Genomic DNA, 16,056 nt, shown 5'->3' with positions numbered 1-16,056 from the left:
TCGCAGGTCTGCTCGGCCTCGCCATCGTTGACCAGACGGTCCAGGGCGTTGGCCACCGCACCGGCCGAGTGCCCGATCACCTTGCCGATCTCGTGGGGGGTGAACTCGCTACCGGGGTAGCCGGTCAGGTGGTCGGCCACCTTGCGGCGCAGTTCCCCGGGCTGGGACCGGGCCCGGCCCGAGGCGGTACGGCGACGGCCGCCCACCGCGGCGCGGACCAGGCGGCGCGCCTTGCCCGACCCGGTGTACACCGCCTCCACCGACGTCCGCGCGGCGTCGCGGTCACCGGCAGCCAGCGCCGCCGTCACCGCCTCCATCGCCTGGCGCAGCTCGGTCAGCGCCTCGTTCGCCTCCTCCACCGCGGCGGCCTCCATCCCCTCTTCCTCGGCCGACTCTTCCTCGGCCGACTCTTCCTCGGCCGACTCCTCCTGGTCGGCCGAGTCCGGCTCGGCGTCGACGGTGGACGCGGCCTCGTCCGGCTGGGACTCGGGCGCCTCCTGTTCACCGGCCTCGGCTCCGCCGTCGGCGGGGGCGGTGTCCACGAGCACCGTGTCGGCTTCCGGGGGGTCGGCTTCCGGGATGGCCGGGGGGTCGTCCTGCTGGTGCTCCTCGTGTGCGATGGGGGCGGGGTGCCAGGTGTCAGCGGCGCGCTTGCCGCCGGTGCGGCCGCCCGCCGTGCGCACCGCCAGCTCCTGGGTTTCCAGCTCCAGCAGCGCCTTGCGGGCGGTGTTCTTGGACACCCCGGCCGCCCGCGCGATCGCGGCGACCGTGCTGCCCGGGTCGGCCGTAAGCGCGGCCACGACGGCCGCTGCCGGGCCGTCGTTGCGGCGGTCGGTACCGGTACCGGACGCGCCGTCCTCGGGCGCCGTGCGGCCGCCGTGGGCCATTTCGGCACCGGCCAGGGCGGTGGTGTTTTCCTGCGCCATCATTCGGCTCCTTCCCTACCGGGGGCGCAACCATTTCCTGATGCCGTTCCCCTTTGGTGTTCGGACCTCGACCATCGCTCTGCCCTAACGGCCTCGCAATAGAATTTCGCGGGATTCTCGGTAACCCAAACGGCTGGACACCCTAACCCGCCACCCTCGGGACGATCACGCTCTCTATCTCGACAAACGCCGACCAGTCAAGTCCCGCGCCGGCAGAGAAGGTGTCGATTTCCAGTCCTGCCCTTCACGGCTGGGCCGCCTTACCTTGGGGCTGACGCAACTCACCACAGAAACTTGCCGAATCGTCTTGACTTGCCCACGGAACGAGGTTCGATCGACCCATACCCCGAAACGGCGAAGCCAGCAGCAGAAAAAGCATCACGACGCGAAAGGAGCGAAGCAATGAGTAACGAAAAACATACAGACCGGCAGTCGCGGGCCAAAGTGACACACAACCACGTGGTAGAGCCGTTCAGCCCATTGCGGCCGCGCGGCCAGTGCCCGCGCTGTGATGCACGGCGCGCCGACCGCGCCGCACGCGGGCTGGTCGATCACACTCACGAGCCATTGCCGTTCGGGCGTCGGCTGCCCTACGGGCAGTGCCCACGGTGTGATCAGTTGCACGAGGGCGCGCCACCACGCCGCACCAATCACCGCAGCGCCCGGGATACGCGACCGCAGCGGCAGCACGAGGAGATACGCGCGCATTTCGCGCCCGGCGGCCCACATGACCGCGGACTATGCGGCCCGGTATGCACCGCCTTCGACTGGTGACCATTGGACACACGGCGAAGGCGGGCTGCCGCCGCCCGCCAAGGTGCCTGGCCCGGCCCGCTAACGCGCGGGCAGGCCGGGAAGATCGAGGTGGCTCCCAGGAGGCCAGGGCGCCCGGGGCCGTGCCCTGCCCGAGGGCATCACCCGGACGCCTGCATCGGCGCCCCCGCCCGCGCCTTCAAGCCAGCCAGCCGCACGTCTCCCCGTCGACATAGCGGGCGCCGCAGCACCAGCAGCGGGTGTCGGTGTCACCGATCGGGGTCACGGTGCCGCAATCGGCATCCGGGCAATATTTGAGGCACTCCACATCTTGGCAAGGCATCAGCTCGAAGACCCGATCGCCGATCTGCTCGCACATTCCACGGCCGCCCGCGACCTTGATCAGCGCGTCATGGTGTTCGGCCGAACGGTCACCCTTCCTGCAGGTGCACAGCTGCTCGGCGCACCCCTCGGCGTATGTCGCATCGCAATCTTCGGGGTCATCGCAGGTCTGCGCCCAATCGGCCAGCAGATGCGCCAGGACGTCCAGCGCCATCTCACCGTCATCAACGGTGACCGGTTCGGCTTCGGGCAGGTACCCGGCGTCGGACTCGGTGATGTGCCAGTGCCGTACCGCCGGAATCGGGATGTCCGGCTGCGCGGGTGTGGTCAGCGATGTCGAGATCATTTCAGCTCCTTCCGGTACTCGGCGTACCGGTCATCAGCGAACGCGGTCAGCAGCTCGGCGAGGAAGGACGCCGGGTAGACCTCGGCGCCCGGGTCGAGGGCGGGCAAGTCCTGCCGCGTGGTGATCACGAACGCGCCCGGGTAATCCCGTTCCGCGCGGCCCTGCGGCACGACCCGCACAACGGCGCCGTCGTAGATCATGTACACATTTCCCGGTGCCGCGCGGAACGCCTCCACGTCAGCCGCGGTCACCACAAATTCCGAGACCATTAACAATCCCCCTTTCGGCACGGGGAACGGGAATCGCGATTTCGGGGCGTTTTCCCCGAGGTGAAATCCCGTATTCGTTGATTCACCACGACGTTCGCTCTGCGGCACCCCCGGGTCAAGGGGGTTATCGCGTCTTTTTCCCAGCCGTTAACGGCTGGAGTCCCTTACCTAGGTGACATGTCGGCCAGCTGGTAAATCACACCCAATTCGGGGTTGACTTCACCGGCACACGAGATTCAATAGGTATAGCGACAACAAACGGCGGGCACCCCGGGAAAACGAAACCAGGGTCCGCAAAAGAAATGGAGGGATCATGAATCCGTTGCCGGACGGCGAAACCTGGTACGACACGGAACTGCCCGCACACAAACTGGCGGTCGGCATGCCGATCTACCACGAAGACGACCCCTACGTCACCGTCACCGCGCTGATCTTCGACGAAGACCGGCACCGGGTGATCGCACAAACCCGCGGCGATGACGACGGCCGCAAGCGGGTCTACGACCTCGCCTATGACACCGAGGTATACGCCGGGATCATCACGCAGTACGGCATCGCGCGGCCCGATCACCGTGACGTCATGCCCGTACACACCAAACACGGCACCCAGGCACGGCGAATGGCGCTCAGCTACATCGCCCGGCGCGGCGGGCGCCTCATGGCGCGCCCCGTGATCCCCAACACCACCAGCGAAACCGGCGCCCTACCGGCAGGCGAATTCATGCCCGCATCATGATCACGGCCGCGCGGCCCTCGGGCACGAGCTCACCGACCGGCCCGGGGCCCGCCCCGCCGCCGCGGGCCTCACCGGGCCCGAGGTCGCCCTCGGGCCCGGTGGTGGCCGGCTTCATTCCCAGGACGCGCAGGGAACACCACTGGCAACCAGGCTGGCAACTCCGCACGCTATCCCGCCCTCATCACTTCACCACCCACCAAGATCGACCTAAACCTACACACCCTCGACAGACCACTCCCTAGTGAGTCGGGAGAGCCATAGGCGGCCCCAATACGGCCCCTACGTGCGGCTATTCCGTGGGTGATCATGCCGATCTGGCCGGTACCCCCATCGGCAACATCATCTGCGCCTGCGGTCCCGCACGCGCCTAGATTGCTTCTGACCTCTGCCAACAGACGTGAACCACGGTAGTGGTGTCAAACGGTCCATGAGCACGCCGAACCCGGGACGGCAAGCGGTGGTGAAGGAACTGCCCAGGCGTGCGATCCTGCCTAAATCGTCCCTTACCTGCTCGTTACGATCGCGGGCTGCTCGGCGAGTTCAGCACACCCGAACAGCTCAACCACGAGGTCTGGAAGGCGATCGAACACGACATCGCGGCCCTATATCCGGATACCGAGTCCGCATCACGTCCAGGTCCGACCGCCGTCGACTTCCGTGTTCAGCCGCACCAGGAACGTGAGTTGTCAGGCCACAGTTCAAAGGGGAAGCCTCGTTACAGGACCAGGCACTGGGTTGATGTCACCAACACCGGTGGCCGTGACGCCGAAGAGGTCACCTTCGCCAGCGCCAACGAGGACAGCACGATGATCGTGGGTCGGCCCGAATAGCCCCACGACGATCCACTCAGAACAATCCCGGCGCGTCAACATCGCACGCCTGAACGGATCGGGCGACCCAGTTCTGCGTATCCGATGGACCGAGGACGGCGAGCAGAAAGAACGCGACTTCCACGTAGGGTAAGTCATCGGCTCTATCGTCCCCCATTGGCCTTCTTGCCTTTCCCCGCAGGATGGGAGTAGGCGGTTATCGGTCCCAGACCTTGATGCGTTGGGTTCCTTTGATGGGTTTGTCGTCGGGGCCGGCCAGGTAGGGGCTGATCCAGCGGCGTTCGACGCGGGCGCGGCCCGGGCCGACGTGGTAGCGGCGCCAGTGGCCTTCGACCCACCACTGCACCGAGTACTCCCGCCCGTTGCGCCCCTCGGGCGGCTGCACGGGGGTGCGTTGCGGCCGTCGTACGTGGACCAGGCGTACCTGACCATCTGGGCGACCAGCGCGTTGCAGTCGACGCCGCGCTGGCCGGGGCGCGCGTTCGGTTCGGTGGGCGGCCAACGGTTGCTGCATGAGGAGGCAGGCGGCGATCGCGGTCTGGCCCCAGGAACTGGTGAGATCGTCGTCGCTGGGGACATCTTCGGGTTGCCCGAGTGCCCAGATGAGTTCGTTGTCGGGCATGACCGGGCCGACTTGCCGCAGCCGGGTCACCTCGGTGTCGGCGACGCGGGCGAAGCGGCGGGTGTGGGCGTCGACGAATCCGTGTGGGTCGCTGTAGAAGGTGAACCACGCGGCCTTCTGCTGGGCCCAGTCCGCTCCTACCGGTACCTCGTAGTCCCCTTCGCGTGCCAGCAGGGGCGGGGTGACGGTGCCCCAACTGACGGCGACGATCTCCAGGTCGATGCCGGCTGAGGAGACGGTCGCCATCGGTTTCTCGAACACCAGGAACCCGGTGGAACTGGGCAGGTCGTGTTCGTGTAGTTCTACGTGGGTGAGTTGGCGGCCGGCGTGGCGGGCCAGATCGGTCATCTCACCGCTGACCCAGTACAGCTCCCCGCACACGCGGCGGTGCTCGTCAGCCGCCAACTGGGCGGCCGAGTCGGGGAGCGGGCCGGGACGGCGGATCTGCTGGCTGCCCGCGAGCAGCATCTCCAGATAGAACGCGCCGCCGCGTTCAGCCAGCCAGGCGGCCAGTCTGCCTCGCAGCTCAGGGACGCGCCGGGCGTCCGGACACCGCCAGCGCGGCCCTGGCTCCCGCCCTTGCGCATCTTGAGCCCTAGTCATGCGGGTGGACGCCGATGGCGGCCAGCGCCCGCCGGTAGAACCGGGCGCGGCGCCGCTGGTCATGGTCGGAGAGGTGGTTTGCGCGGGTGTCGAGCAAATGGGCTGCTTGAGCCCAGGCTTGTGCGGCCTGCCGGGAGGGGCCGTGGCCTTCCAGTAGTTCGGCTCGGTGGACCAGCGCGGTGATCGCCTCGTCTGGGTCGCCGAGGCGGGCGCAGGCGTCAGCGAGGACGGCCAGCGCTTGTGCCGTGGCCCGGTCCGTCCCCGGCCTGCCAGGGGTGCGCGCGTCATCGGCAGGAGCGTCGGCCTTACCACCGAGGTGGTCGGTGTCGGCGCCCTGCAGGGCTTCGCGGGCGTGGGCGGCGGCCTGCTCGGGGTGGTCGAGGAGGAGTTCGGCCTCGGCCAGATCGGCCAGCGCCTGGGTGGTACCGCCGAGCAGCGCCGTGCGGGTCAGCTGCTGGGTCAGCAGGTTGCGGGCGCGCTCGGCCTGGGCCGGGCGCACCCGCAGTAGCAGGGCGGCGCACCGGGTGCGCAGGTCGATGGCGGCCCGCAGATTCTCGTCGTTCTCCAGCAACTGCAGCGCCCGGTCGGCCCAGTGCGCGGCCTCCTCCAGATCCCCGAGGGCCTCAGTGGCCTGGACCGTGTGCTGGTAGGCCAACAGCCGGGCAGCCGGGTGCCCGGAGTGCTCAGCCAGACGCACCAGGCGGGCGCAGGTCTGACGGGCCAGCAGCAGTTCACCGGCATCGCTGAACGCTTCCGCCAGCCCGCCGCCGATCTGCACCGCCGCCTCGGTGGCCCGCACGTCGTTCTGGTCGGCGGCTGTTGCCGCGACCGTGAAGGCGGCCTGGGCGGTGCGGGCGGCGCGCTGGGCGTGGCCGCCTCGGCGGTGGCAGCGGGCGAGCGCGACCTGCGCGGTGGCCCACCGCTCCCAGCCGATCTGCGGTGGCGGACTGCCGGACAGCGTCCCCGGCCCGGAGCCCTGGCCGTGTGCGGGCCGTGGACGCAGAACGGCGGATCCTGGTGAGTCGGCTGTCTCGTCCACCTGCGCCACCCGCACGTCCGGCAGCCGGTCGAGCATGGTGATCGCCTCGCCGAACCGGCCACGGGACTCCAACGCCAGCGCGGCGGTGCAGACCACCTCGGCGTGCAGCTCCGGCAGAGCGCGCAGATCGTGGCTGGCCACCAGGTCGATCAGTTCCGGTAGGGCCTGCTGAGGGTGTCCGGCGTACAGCGCACGGCGGGCGGTGCTGTGTCGGGTGTTCAGATCGTTCAGGGTGGTTTCGGTGATCCCGTGGCGCAGGTAGTCCGTCGAGCAGTCCAGCCGATCGGCGAGTGCGCCGAGGACGGTGGGTGAAGGTGTGCGCCTACCGGACTCGATCAGGGAGATGTAGCTGTCGGACAGATCCCGCCCAGCCAGCTGCGCCTGCGACATGTCACGTTGATGCCGCAACGTCCGGACGCGATCCCCAAGCTGAACGGCAGACCAATGTGGTGTTACGTGCTCGGCCAAGGCTGTGTCCTCCGTGTTTGTGTCAGCACGCCCGCCGGGATCCACAAACAGGACGATCGCCCGCATCACCGCCCCGCCGCAGGGGTCGGGGGCGGCAGCGGTCTATGCCGGGGGATCAGCCCGCGCAGGGGACAGGCACGCCGCCTGCCGACAGCCGTGCCCAGACGGTGTGGCCCGCGACCGGATCCCCCTCGATACCCACGTGGGCGGCCGACGCTGCCACCAACCGCAGGCCGTGGCCATGCTCGGCGAGCATTCCGCGCCCTTCGGCGGTATTGAACGCGGGAACCGAGCGCCCGCCCAGGTCGTGTACGGCGATACACAGATCGTGCCCGCGGCTCAGTTCGACTCCGAACCAGCCGCCGGGCTCTCCCGAGCGGGTGTGGAGCAGCGCATTGCTGACCAACTCGACCGCGATCAACGCGGCGTCATCGGCCCCTTCGATGTCGGCGCATTGTGCCTTCACCCACGAACGGACCTGGCCGACTTGATCGAGCCGTCCGGGGTAGACCCGCCGCCAGATCATGCGGCCTTTTGCCTGGAGCCATGCATCGGCCAGAACAGCGAGATGAGTTCCAGAGTGCGGGGTGCGCTCGCCTGATGCTGTCATTGTCAACCGCCTCCTGTTTCCCGGGCGGTGCCATGCGGGCGTGCATTTGTTTGTGGACGGCACCGCATGTGGCATCGAGCGCCGACTTGTCAGCCACCGTCAAGTCACGTCGACCGGTTCCCCATTCTGCTGGCGTGTGAAGACCCCGACCGAAGTGAACCGTCCGAACTCGTAGCTTTGATCTCGGACTGACTCCTGAATTCGCCTGCTGGCCATGAAGCGCCGCGTTTTGATCATTCGCCCGAAATGTGCATTACCGACTTCGGTGCTGGAATCCGGTAGCCGATGCCAGATACCAGAACCGGGGAGGAAGTTCAGGACGCAGCCAGTGCTTCCACGACCGGCGCGAAAGCGTGCACGTGGGCGCGGTCGATCAGGAGGTAGCTGAGTCCAAGGGAGCTGTTGACGTGCCCGGATGACGTCGCAGATCTCCGCGACTTCACCGGCCAGGACGAGAGGGAGTCGGCGAGCCGGTGGCGGGGGAGGGGAAGCTTGCTGGCGATGCGGTCGAGGTAGACGCTCTTATCGCGTCCGACGTGCAGGAAGAACACTTGAGTGGAGATGTGCGTGGTCGGCCACCGGGGTCCGGCGTGCTGCTGGACCCATTGGGATTTGCGGTGGAAGGCTTCCAGGGACGCCTCGGGGGAATGGTGCGCGCCGGGCCGTCCGGAACGCAGGCTGGGCAGAATGCTGATGTCATCGGCGTGCTGGGCGGCCAGTGCCAGGACGCGTGACGAGCCTCCGCCCATAATGGGCCGGGGCGTGCTCTGCAACGGTGACCACCCACCGTGCTCGCAACAGCAAGCACCCACCGTCAAACGATCTTGAGTAGCCAGCACCCTCGTCAACCAACCCACTCACACCAAACCACCCACAAATCAGACCCATGACCTGCAACTTCAAATCAGAAATCGCTCGGGGCCATGTGGGCTGCATCATGTGAACTGCGTCGCACTCACGCCCAGCAGCTTGCCGCTCGAGCGTTGACAGCGCGGCCAATCAACCGGTCCTGGCCACCCCACTTCGCGGCCGCGCCGAAGACCGACACTACAGGCAAGCCGCCCACTTGGCCTGACAGGAGAAGAGCCGTAAATAGCCTTACCACCCGAACCCTCCAAGCCCCGGAGGTTCAGGTGGCGGAGGTTCAGGCAGCTCCGGCAGTTCGGGCTCCTTCAACTTGCGCCACTGCTTTTCCACCCAACTCAGCTCTTCAGGATCAAAAAGCTCCGGATCAACGAGCTCCGGATCAACGAGCTCCGGATTAACGAGCTCCGGATTAACGAGCTCCGGCTTCGATACATCATCCAGTGCCGCCTTGATCCGCTCAGCCTCGGCAGCCGTCCCCGGGCTGTCGACGAGATCGTGAGCCAGCTTCGCCATAGGAGCGATCACCGCCAGATCCACCGCAGCGAACATCCCCACAAAGACGACCCCGAGCCCGCCAGCCACGACCGCGTCCAACGCCTGCTGACACGTCGGTGCCCGAACCACATCCACCACGACCTCGGCCAGAGTGAACGCCTCTCGCGCCGCCTCCGGCATCATCAGCTTGACCTCACCCAACACCGCATCCCCCGCCGGGCTCCGCGAAGCCTCGCCCAGCCCACCAACGCCCACCGGTTCGTCCAACACGCGCACACGGCGGTGAGGGCCGACCTCCATGGCTACCGCCACGATCAACACCGAGTCGTCCTCACCAGGGACGTAATACACACGCCACGTCGGCTCACAGACCGGGCCCATGACACCACTATGCGCGCTTCCGTCAGGGACACCCACCCTGGAGAGCCGCCGCGTACGAACACGACGGAACCCACCCTGGCAAGCGATCTATCCCCTCCCGGGGAAACGATCTTCCTGACCCCAGTTTCCACCCAGTTCAGGGGTACTTGTGATCACCCCCGGTCCCCGACATCGTCGTGCGAGTGCTGAGCGAGGCCCTGGGGCAACCGCTGGACTTCCACCAGGTCTGGCCAGAGCGCGCGGCCCGCCGCCGGAGCTACCTCACCGCCGACGAGGGCCTGGACGTACCGTGGACGCACCAGGGCCTGCTGCGCCTACTGGAGGGATGGCCGCACACCATGCTGGCACGACGCGCCTTCATCGCCCTGTCCGGTGCCGCTGTGACGGCGTCCGCCTGGCAATGGATGGACGCCCCCACCCCCACCACGATCGCCCGCACCGCAGCCGCGGGCGGGCGGGTATCGGCAGAAACCCTCACCGTCATCGACACCATCGTCGCCGCCGCACAACAGATGGACGACCAGCACGGCGCCGCCGGCGCCGGCTTCGTCAGCGACCAGTTCTCCTGCGTCTCCCGGCTACTGCGCCAGGCCAGCTACGACACCACGGCCGGGCGGCGGCTGTGCGCCGCGCTCGCCCAACTCGCCCAGACCGCCGGCTTCATGGCTTATGAGAACCGTCAAGACGGCGCCGCCCAGCGCTGGTACCTGACCGCCCTGCACGGCGCCCACAGCGCCGGCGACCATGTCCTGGCGGCCAGCATCCTGGCGTTGATGAGCAACCAACAAGCCGATATCCCGGGCCAGACCAACCAGGCGCTCCCAACTATCCGCTGCCGCCCAGAAGGCCGCCACCCGCGCACCGGCGGCCGTACAGGCCCTCATCGCCGCCCGTAGCAGCTTGGCCTACGCCGCCGCCGGCGACCTGAGTGGCTTCCAGCGCATCCGAGACCAGAGCCAGCAGGCCCTCGACCACGCCGACTCCCACCACGACCCCGCGCCCCGATGGGCCCGCTACGTCACCCGCACCGAACTCGACGCCATCACCGGCCGCGGCATGGTCACCCTGGCCCAACACCTCACCGGCCGCCACCAGCAAAGACTCCTGACCAACGCCACCACGCTGCTGCACGACCGCGCCCTCACCCCCACCTCCACCTACCAGCGCTCCACACTGCGGCATCTCACCTGGCTCGGCCTCGCCCACGCCCATGCCGGAGACCTCGACCAGGCCGGCCGCGCGGCTCGTGCCGCCGCGCGGCAAGCACCGCAGATCACCTCGCCGCGCTGCCGACACCTGATCAACGATCTCCGCGACACCCTGGCCGCGCATGCCCCGCGCACGCCCGCCATCCGCTCCGTGCTCGATGACCTGAACCACAACATCCCTGTGGCCGGAGGAAACGGCTCCAGTACGGCCTATTGAACTGGCCAACTCCGGCCTGAGCACCACCAAAACCGGCTCAGCCTTGGGGCCCATCCGAAAGCCGAACAAACGCCGCTTTGGGAAGGACATTTGGCGGACTTTGGCCCTAACCTCGTAAGTGCACTCCCGTCTCCACCGGAATATATGGACTAATGGCGCAGGAGTTCGATTACCTGCTCAATCGCTTCGGTAGGCCAGCTGATCGATACCCAGCCTTCGGCCCTTGCCCGGTTTGATCGGACGGCCTCAACGCCGTCAAGAACGGCTAGCAGGACGGGTGCTGCATCCTCCCGGACGGTAACCCAGGCCCGGCCGGCGTTGAGCCGGGCCAGCCGGTCAACCTGGTCCGGTTCCGCACCGGTGCTTCCCGCAAGCGTTGCTTCACCGCCGTCTTGGCAGCTCAGGAGTGTCGCGTAGCCGAGCTGCCATAGCCGGGTGATCACGGGCACCATCAACTCATCGATCTCGACTGGTTCGCCGTCCGGGGTCGTCATGGTTTGAGACGGATGATGCTGGCGCAAGGACTCGCCCCCTTCGGATGCGGGCAGTTTTATCCTTCACCCTTCAGTGAGTTTCCTTCTAGTGGCCGCGCAGATACAACGCGGTGGACTTACTGCCCGCCGTTGGCGGCACGGATAGCATGGATAGCGTTTCTGCGGTCCCCGGCGTGGGAGGGGCTGTACGGTCAACTTGACACTCCCGATCATCGGCCTGCGGCTGTTTGACCGAATGTGATCTCGGCCCAGACGGGGCGGTGGTCGGAAAGGTGGTCGCCACCGAATTCGACGCCGTACCCGGTGATCCACTCGGCGGGCAGCGTCGTGTGAATTCGGTCGCAGCGGTAGGCGAGTTTGTCGTCGCCGTGTCCCACGGTCGGGGTTGGGTCCTGGTGGCCGATGTGGTGGAAGCCGGCGGCGGCGAGTTCCTTGGCGGGTGCGAGGTCGAGTTTCTTGGTGACCTTGTTCGGGTCGAGTCCGGAGGTGTCGGGGGTGTCGCCGATCGCCCTGGCGTTGGTGTCGGCCATGTAGACGACGTCCAGGCGCCGGTGGACGGTGATCATTTCGGCTTCGGCTTTGCGGGTGGTGGGAGAGCTGGGGGCTGAGTGGCCGTTCAGGATGTGCACGGGCCTGGGGTGCCCGTTGATCTGGAGAGTGAGGTTGGTGAGGCCATGGACGAACGGCGGCCGGTCAGGTGGGTGACGTCGGTGACGGTGAGGTGGTCGCTGATCCGGACGAAGGTCGCCAGGTCGCAGCCGTAGAAGTTGGAGGGGCCCACGAAGCGCCACGCCATCCCGAGCTCGTCGGCGACGAGGTCGGCCAGGTCAGAGGAGTGCGGGCCCCAAGTGGCCTCTTGCAGTCCGAGCACGTCGAGGCCGAGCCGGGCCAACAGCGTGAGCTGCTCGCGCAGACGCGAATCATTCAGATTGGGCAACCCCGAGTCGTCGACCCGGCCGTGGTCGTCGCGGGCGGCCAAGCCCCCTTCGATTCTTTCTGCGATCTGTGTGTCCGGTCGATGCGATGTCGTGTTGGCGCGGGAGGTCCGTGCGGCACTCACCCTCCGGCCGGTTGATCAGCTTCAGCCACCGCCGCCACGGTCCGGTCTCCGGATCAGTCACGCTAAGCAGCGCACGCCACCGCCGACCCGGTCAAGATCGGCTGTTCGTTGTGCACCGGCCGCAGGGTCGGGGTGGTTCGGGTTTAGGGGAGGCCGAGGCCGCGGGTGGCCAGGCGGGTGAGCCGGGTGACGGTGGTGCCGGTGTCGTCCAGGGGTTGCAGGAGGTGGCTGACGGTGAGGCGGACCAGTGCGTCGGCGGTCGCGGCGATGTCTTCGTCGTCCAGGCCGGGGGCGCGGGCGGTGATGTGCTGGCTGAGGACCTGGCCGGCCAGTGCGATGAGGGGCTGGGAGTCGGTGGTGACCAGGGGCAGGAGGGTGGTGCCGCCGCGGTCGCCGGACAGGATCGTGCGTAGCAGCGGGTTGGTGGCGCCCTGGTCGAGGGTGTAGCGGACGGCGGCCTCGATCGCGGAAGCGACGTCGTCGTGCGCGGCGACGTGTGCGGCGACGCCGTCGATGAAGCGTTCGGCTTCGCGGATGAGCAGGGCTTGGCCGATCTGGTCCTTGGAGGAGAACTCCTTGTAGAGGGTTTGGCGGCTGACGCCGACGGCCGCGGCGACCGCGGTCATGGTGACCGCCGACCAGCCCTGGTCGGTCATCAGGGCGAACGCGGCGTCCAGGGCGTCGCTGCGGAGTTGGTGGCGCACGCGGGTCTGGAAGTCGGCCGGGACGTGAGTGTTCACGCCGCCGACAGTAACAAGCCGGGTGTCCAGTGGCCGGACACCCTCGACCCCCGCCGAGGACATTCCAATCAATGATGTGCGTGGCATTGACAAGTCGTGGCTGATTGTCAAAGGTGGCGGGGTGAGATTCATCGACCGGCTGTGGCGGCGCCACCACGCTCCGCTGGAGACCCCGCGCGTCAGCAGTCCCGCCGCCGCTGCGGGGCGGACCCGGTGGAGGAGGTTCGCCGCGGTCCTGGTTCCGGTCCTGGGTGTGGTCGCGGTGATGGTCGTCGGGGTGCTGCGCGGCGCGCTACCGGTATCGGCCGGGTTGAAGGGCAAGACCAACATCAAACTGACCATCCAGCGGCTGTCCACCAACGCCGGCGGGTCCTTCCCCCGGTTCTTCCAGACCCGCGACGGCGACCGGCGCACCGTGGTCGCCCTGGCGCTGCGCGACACCTGGGCCGAGGGCATCTGCGCCTCCGGCAAGGTCTCCAGCCCGCTGGGCTCGCGGGTGCTGCGCATCACCACTCAACCCGGGCAGCGGCTCCAGCTCGATGAACTCCAGCTGGCCCTGGAGTCCATCGATGACGTCGAGGTCGTCGGGGGCGGCATCGCCCTGGGCCGCGGCGGCACCACCCCCGTCAAGGGCCTGGGCGACATCCCCGTCCAGACCGGCCCGCCCGGCACCCTGCCCATCACCGGCACCAACCTCAAACTGCGCATCCACGGCCAGGTCCGCTGGGTCACCGCCAGCGGACTCAAACTCGCCGGGATCGACATGACCATGGGAGGCGACGTCAAAGAATGCTTCTGAACGCCGCGACCCCGCTCACCGGCCGCCTGCGCACCCACTGGCGGCGCTGGCGGTCCTGGCGCCGCAGCCGGCCCTTCTGGGGCGGCCTGCTCACCACCACCGGCGGCGCGGCCATCCTGCTGCTGCCCGCCGACCTGTACACCGTGCTGTCGCTGCCCGGCACCGCGGGCCTGGCCGGGTTCCTGCTCGGCGGCATCATCACCACCACCGGCCTGCTGCTGTGGTACCAGCCCCGCCACCACACCCTGCTCAGCGTCATCATCCTCCTGGCCGCCCTGGCTTCCTTCCTCTACACCAACTTCGGCGGCTTCCTGATCGGCATGCTCCTCGCCCTCACCGGCGGCTCCCTCGCCTTCGCCTGGACCCCCGCCACCGAACCCGCCACCGAACCCGCCACCGGAGACGCCACCCGGCCTTCCACCGGAGACGCCGAGCCGCCCTCCGGTGAGCCTTCCACCCCGCAGCCGCACCACCCGCACACCCCATAGACCCCTGGTCCCGGCGGAGGCGCCCGCCGGGACCAGGTTCACACCACACAGCCCGCCAGGCCCCGCAGACGAACCCGGGGGGGCAGACCGAACCCGGGGGCAGATCGAACCGGGGGCGAACACGCCCGCGACGCGGTTCTGACCGGTACCCCTTGTAGCCGGGGGTGTGCCCCGGCATCCAGCCGCGCGACTGTACGGCTTGCCGGGGTGCTCACACACCGATGACCGCAACAACCCCGGTGTCCGCAAACCCCGGGCAATGGACTGGTTGACAGTCAGAACAGTTGTGTTCTCTTCATTGACATAGAGGGCTTGAGTGTCAAATGGTGGGGGTATGGATGGGATACAGAGTCTGGTCTGGCGCGAACCGCTTCCCCCATCAGATCCACCCCACGCACCCCGATCACTGGCATGGAGGGCGGTCGGCGGCGAGGTCTGGGCGCTGGCCGTGCTGCCCGGCGGCCCGGCCGACCAACCGCAGCCCGGCGCGGTGATGAGCGCGTGCGCGGGGACGCTCATGCACCTGGGGTCGCTGATCGAAGCGCCGCTGCGGCTGCGGGGCATCTGGCTGACCTGGACGCAGTGTCCGGCCGCGGGCCTGCCCTATCTGCTGGTGGCGCGGCTGGCCTCCGTGGAGGCCGGACAGAGCTGGGCACGGCTCACCGCGACCGGCCCGGCGGGGGACTGCGTCTGGGAGGCCATCGGCCAATTCGACGACGGGACCCCCTCATGACATCCCCGAACGGCACGGCCCTGGGCACGGCGACCAGCGATCCGGCCGCCGAGCAGCTGTTCTTCGAGATCTTCCTGACCCCCCGCGACGACCCCTACCCGGCCTACCGGCGGCTGCGCGAGACCGCGCCGGTACTGCTCACCGGTGACGGCACCCTGGTGCTGACCCGGTTCGCCGATTGCGACGCGGCGCTGCGGCACCGCTCGTTCGGCAAGGGCAACGAACTGGCAGGATTCGGACTGCCCGGCGGCGCCGGCGAACAACAGCGCCAGGCCCAAGGGCGGCTCGGGCACAGCATGCTGTTCGCCAACCCGCCCGAACACACCCGGCTGCGCCGCTCGGTCGGATCGGTGTTCACCACCCGGCACATCCAGGACCTGCGGGCCTCCATCGAAGACCGCACCCGCAAACACCTCGGCCAACTCGCCCGCCGGTCCGGCGGCGACTTCGTCGACACCCTCGCCCTGCCGCTGCCGGTCAACGTGATCGCCGACCTGCTCGGCGTCCCCGAAGCCGACCGGATGGTCTTCACCCCGAAAGTCCGCCAGATGGTCGCACTCCTGGAACCCGCCGCCGCCCCCGAGGCCATCACCGCCGCCGCCGCGGCCGAAGCCGACCTCGTCGCCTACTTCACCGACCTCCTCGCCGCCAAACGAGCCGACCCGCACGAAGACCTGCTGTCGCGGATGGCCACCGCACCCGAGCAGACACGCCTGTCGCAACAGGAAATGATCTCCACGTCGCTGCTGCTGTTCGGCGCCGGGTTCGAGACCACCACCAACCTGCTCAGCAACACCCTGCACGCCCTCCTGAACCACCCCGACCAGCAAGCCGCCCTGCGCGCCGACCCCGCCCTCATCCCTACAGCGGTCGAGGAGTTCCTGCGCTACGACTCACCCGTCCAGGTCGACGCCCGCACCGTCCTGCACGACACCGACTTCGCCGGCACCCACCTCAAAGCCGGGCAGGTCATCGTGATGCTCCTCGGAGCGGCCAACCACGACCCCGACCTCGTCGCACAACCCGACAC

The 16,056-nt window shown here is 68.3% G+C and carries 21 protein-coding genes and 1 pseudogene; 8 read left to right on the top strand and 14 right to left on the bottom strand.

Annotation, left to right across the window (positions count from 1 at the left end):
• From E1285_RS45955 to E1285_RS35535, 4 genes and pseudogenes are all read right to left on the bottom strand, one after another.
• Positions 1-929, bottom strand: a pseudogene (locus E1285_RS45955) (hypothetical protein); the annotation flags it as partial.
• A 375-nt stretch (positions 930-1,304) separates the two neighbouring features.
• A complete protein-coding gene (locus E1285_RS35550; protein WP_132158982.1) occupies positions 1,305-1,655 on the bottom strand; it encodes a hypothetical protein in 351 nt (116 codons plus the stop codon).
• A 223-nt stretch (positions 1,656-1,878) separates the two neighbouring features.
• Entirely contained in the window at positions 1,879-2,367 is a 489-nt protein-coding gene (locus E1285_RS35540) for a hypothetical protein (protein ID WP_132158980.1), read from the bottom strand.
• Positions 2,364-2,618 (bottom strand): hypothetical protein, encoded by a 255-nt coding sequence (locus E1285_RS35535; RefSeq protein WP_132158979.1) that lies wholly within the window; start codon positions 2,616-2,618, stop codon positions 2,364-2,366. The genes E1285_RS35540 and E1285_RS35535 overlap by 4 nt, the downstream gene beginning before the upstream one ends.
• A gap of 331 nt (positions 2,619-2,949) precedes the next feature.
• Between E1285_RS35535 and E1285_RS35530 the strand changes: the two genes are divergently transcribed.
• A complete protein-coding gene (locus E1285_RS35530) occupies positions 2,950-3,372 on the top strand; it encodes a hypothetical protein (protein ID WP_132158978.1) in 423 nt (140 codons plus the stop codon).
• Here E1285_RS35530 and E1285_RS48330 read toward each other — a convergent pair.
• Positions 3,356-3,487: a hypothetical protein gene (locus E1285_RS48330; RefSeq protein ID WP_279510122.1), complete on the bottom strand. Its 132-nt coding sequence runs from the start codon at positions 3,485-3,487 to the stop codon at positions 3,356-3,358. The two genes, E1285_RS35530 and E1285_RS48330, sit on opposite strands and share 17 nt — an antisense overlap.
• Positions 3,488-3,851: 364 nt before the next feature.
• Between E1285_RS48330 and E1285_RS35525 the strand changes: the two genes are divergently transcribed.
• Complete coding sequence (locus E1285_RS35525) at positions 3,852-4,202, top strand: hypothetical protein (protein WP_132158977.1); 351 nt, start codon at positions 3,852-3,854, stop codon at positions 4,200-4,202.
• 196 nt (positions 4,203-4,398) lie between these two features.
• Here E1285_RS35525 and E1285_RS35520 read toward each other — a convergent pair whose 3' ends face one another.
• From E1285_RS35520 to E1285_RS35500, 5 genes are all read right to left on the bottom strand, one after another.
• On the bottom strand, positions 4,399-5,427 hold the full coding sequence (locus E1285_RS35520) for a hypothetical protein (RefSeq protein WP_132158976.1): 1,029 nt from the start codon (positions 5,425-5,427) through the stop codon (positions 4,399-4,401).
• A complete protein-coding gene (locus E1285_RS35515) occupies positions 5,420-7,000 on the bottom strand; it encodes a helix-turn-helix domain-containing protein (RefSeq protein WP_132158975.1) in 1,581 nt (526 codons plus the stop codon). Before E1285_RS35515 ends, E1285_RS35520 begins: the two co-directional genes overlap by 8 nt.
• 49 nt (positions 7,001-7,049) lie before the next feature.
• Complete coding sequence (locus E1285_RS35510) at positions 7,050-7,544, bottom strand: ATP-binding protein (RefSeq protein WP_132158974.1); 495 nt, start codon at positions 7,542-7,544, stop codon at positions 7,050-7,052.
• A gap of 314 nt (positions 7,545-7,858) precedes the next feature.
• The gene (locus E1285_RS35505; RefSeq protein WP_132158973.1) at positions 7,859-8,317 is read right to left on the bottom strand and encodes a hypothetical protein; all 459 of its coding nucleotides are present in this window, start codon (positions 8,315-8,317) and stop codon (positions 7,859-7,861) included.
• Positions 8,318-8,642: 325 nt separating this feature from the next.
• On the bottom strand, positions 8,643-9,287 hold the full coding sequence (locus tag E1285_RS35500; protein ID WP_132158972.1) for a hypothetical protein: 645 nt from the start codon (positions 9,285-9,287) through the stop codon (positions 8,643-8,645).
• Between the two features lie 182 nt (positions 9,288-9,469).
• Here E1285_RS35500 and E1285_RS35495 point away from each other — a divergent pair, with 182 nt between their 5' ends.
• Positions 9,470-10,183 (top strand): hypothetical protein, encoded by a 714-nt coding sequence (locus E1285_RS35495; protein WP_132158971.1) that lies wholly within the window; start codon positions 9,470-9,472, stop codon positions 10,181-10,183.
• A 4-nt stretch (positions 10,184-10,187) separates the two neighbouring features.
• Positions 10,188-10,712 carry a hypothetical protein gene (locus tag E1285_RS35490; protein WP_132158970.1) on the top strand — a complete coding sequence of 175 codons (525 nt, stop codon included), beginning with the start codon at positions 10,188-10,190 and terminating at the stop codon, positions 10,710-10,712.
• 149 nt (positions 10,713-10,861) lie between these two features.
• Here E1285_RS35490 and E1285_RS35485 read toward each other — a convergent pair whose 3' ends face one another.
• The 4 genes from E1285_RS35485 to E1285_RS45950 all read right to left on the bottom strand — a co-directional run bounded on the left by E1285_RS35485 (position 10,862) and on the right by E1285_RS45950 (position 13,006).
• A complete protein-coding gene (locus E1285_RS35485) occupies positions 10,862-11,206 on the bottom strand; it encodes a hypothetical protein (RefSeq protein WP_132158969.1) in 345 nt (114 codons plus the stop codon).
• A gap of 209 nt (positions 11,207-11,415) precedes the next feature.
• On the bottom strand, positions 11,416-11,835 hold the full coding sequence (locus E1285_RS35480; RefSeq protein WP_132158968.1) for a hypothetical protein: 420 nt from the start codon (positions 11,833-11,835) through the stop codon (positions 11,416-11,418).
• Entirely contained in the window at positions 11,823-12,185 is a 363-nt protein-coding gene (locus tag E1285_RS35475) for a hypothetical protein (protein ID WP_132158967.1), read from the bottom strand. Before E1285_RS35475 ends, E1285_RS35480 begins: the two co-directional genes overlap by 13 nt.
• Before the next feature lie 224 nt (positions 12,186-12,409).
• Entirely contained in the window at positions 12,410-13,006 is a 597-nt protein-coding gene (locus E1285_RS45950; RefSeq protein ID WP_131982208.1) for a TetR family transcriptional regulator, read from the bottom strand.
• A 121-nt stretch (positions 13,007-13,127) separates the two neighbouring features.
• Here E1285_RS45950 and E1285_RS45945 point away from each other — a divergent pair, with 121 nt between their 5' ends.
• The 4 genes from E1285_RS45945 to E1285_RS35455 form a co-directional block, all read left to right on the top strand.
• Entirely contained in the window at positions 13,128-13,805 is a 678-nt protein-coding gene (locus E1285_RS45945) for a DUF6230 family protein (RefSeq protein WP_165966890.1), read from the top strand.
• Positions 13,796-14,293, top strand: a complete 498-nt coding sequence (locus tag E1285_RS35460; RefSeq protein WP_132158964.1) for a DUF6114 domain-containing protein — start codon at positions 13,796-13,798, stop codon at positions 14,291-14,293. Before E1285_RS45945 ends, E1285_RS35460 begins: the two co-directional genes overlap by 10 nt.
• Before the next feature lie 334 nt (positions 14,294-14,627).
• Positions 14,628-15,026, top strand: a complete 399-nt coding sequence (locus E1285_RS45940) for a hypothetical protein (protein WP_165966889.1) — start codon at positions 14,628-14,630, stop codon at positions 15,024-15,026.
• Positions 15,023-16,056, top strand: a 1,034-nt coding sequence (locus E1285_RS35455) for a cytochrome P450 (protein ID WP_165966888.1), incomplete at its 3' end; no start/stop codon positions are given. The genes E1285_RS45940 and E1285_RS35455, both read left to right, overlap by 4 nt.

Source organism: Actinomadura sp. 7K507, assembly GCF_004348425.1.
Lineage (GTDB): Bacteria > Actinomycetota > Actinomycetes > Streptosporangiales > Streptosporangiaceae > Spirillospora.
Note: the sequence above shows the minus strand (reverse complement) of the source record. Positions and strands in the feature narration are given on the sequence as shown.

Bases quoted from the DNA above. Each gene is read 5' to 3' on its own strand.
- E1285_RS48330 (WP_279510122.1), bottom strand. From the start codon at position 3,487: ATGAAGCCGGCCACCACCGGGCCCGAGGGCGACCTCGGGCCCGGTGAG.
- E1285_RS35485 (WP_132158969.1), bottom strand. From the start codon at position 11,206: ATGACGACCCCGGACGGCGAACCAGTCGAGATCGATGAGTTGATGGTG.
- E1285_RS35530 (WP_132158978.1), top strand. From the start codon at position 2,950: ATGAATCCGTTGCCGGACGGCGAAACCTGGTACGACACGGAACTGCCC.
- E1285_RS35540 (WP_132158980.1), bottom strand. From the start codon at position 2,367: ATGATCTCGACATCGCTGACCACACCCGCGCAGCCGGACATCCCGATT.
- E1285_RS35500 (WP_132158972.1), bottom strand. From the start codon at position 9,287: ATGGGCCCGGTCTGTGAGCCGACGTGGCGTGTGTATTACGTCCCTGGT.
- E1285_RS35460 (WP_132158964.1), top strand. From the start codon at position 13,796: ATGCTTCTGAACGCCGCGACCCCGCTCACCGGCCGCCTGCGCACCCAC.
- E1285_RS35510 (WP_132158974.1), bottom strand. From the start codon at position 7,544: ATGACAGCATCAGGCGAGCGCACCCCGCACTCTGGAACTCATCTCGCT.
- E1285_RS35520 (WP_132158976.1), bottom strand. From the start codon at position 5,427: ATGACTAGGGCTCAAGATGCGCAAGGGCGGGAGCCAGGGCCGCGCTGG.
- E1285_RS35550 (WP_132158982.1), bottom strand. From the start codon at position 1,655: ATGTGGGCCGCCGGGCGCGAAATGCGCGCGTATCTCCTCGTGCTGCCG.
- E1285_RS35515 (WP_132158975.1), bottom strand. From the start codon at position 7,000: ATGCGGGCGATCGTCCTGTTTGTGGATCCCGGCGGGCGTGCTGACACA.
- E1285_RS45940 (WP_165966889.1), top strand. From the start codon at position 14,628: ATGGATGGGATACAGAGTCTGGTCTGGCGCGAACCGCTTCCCCCATCA.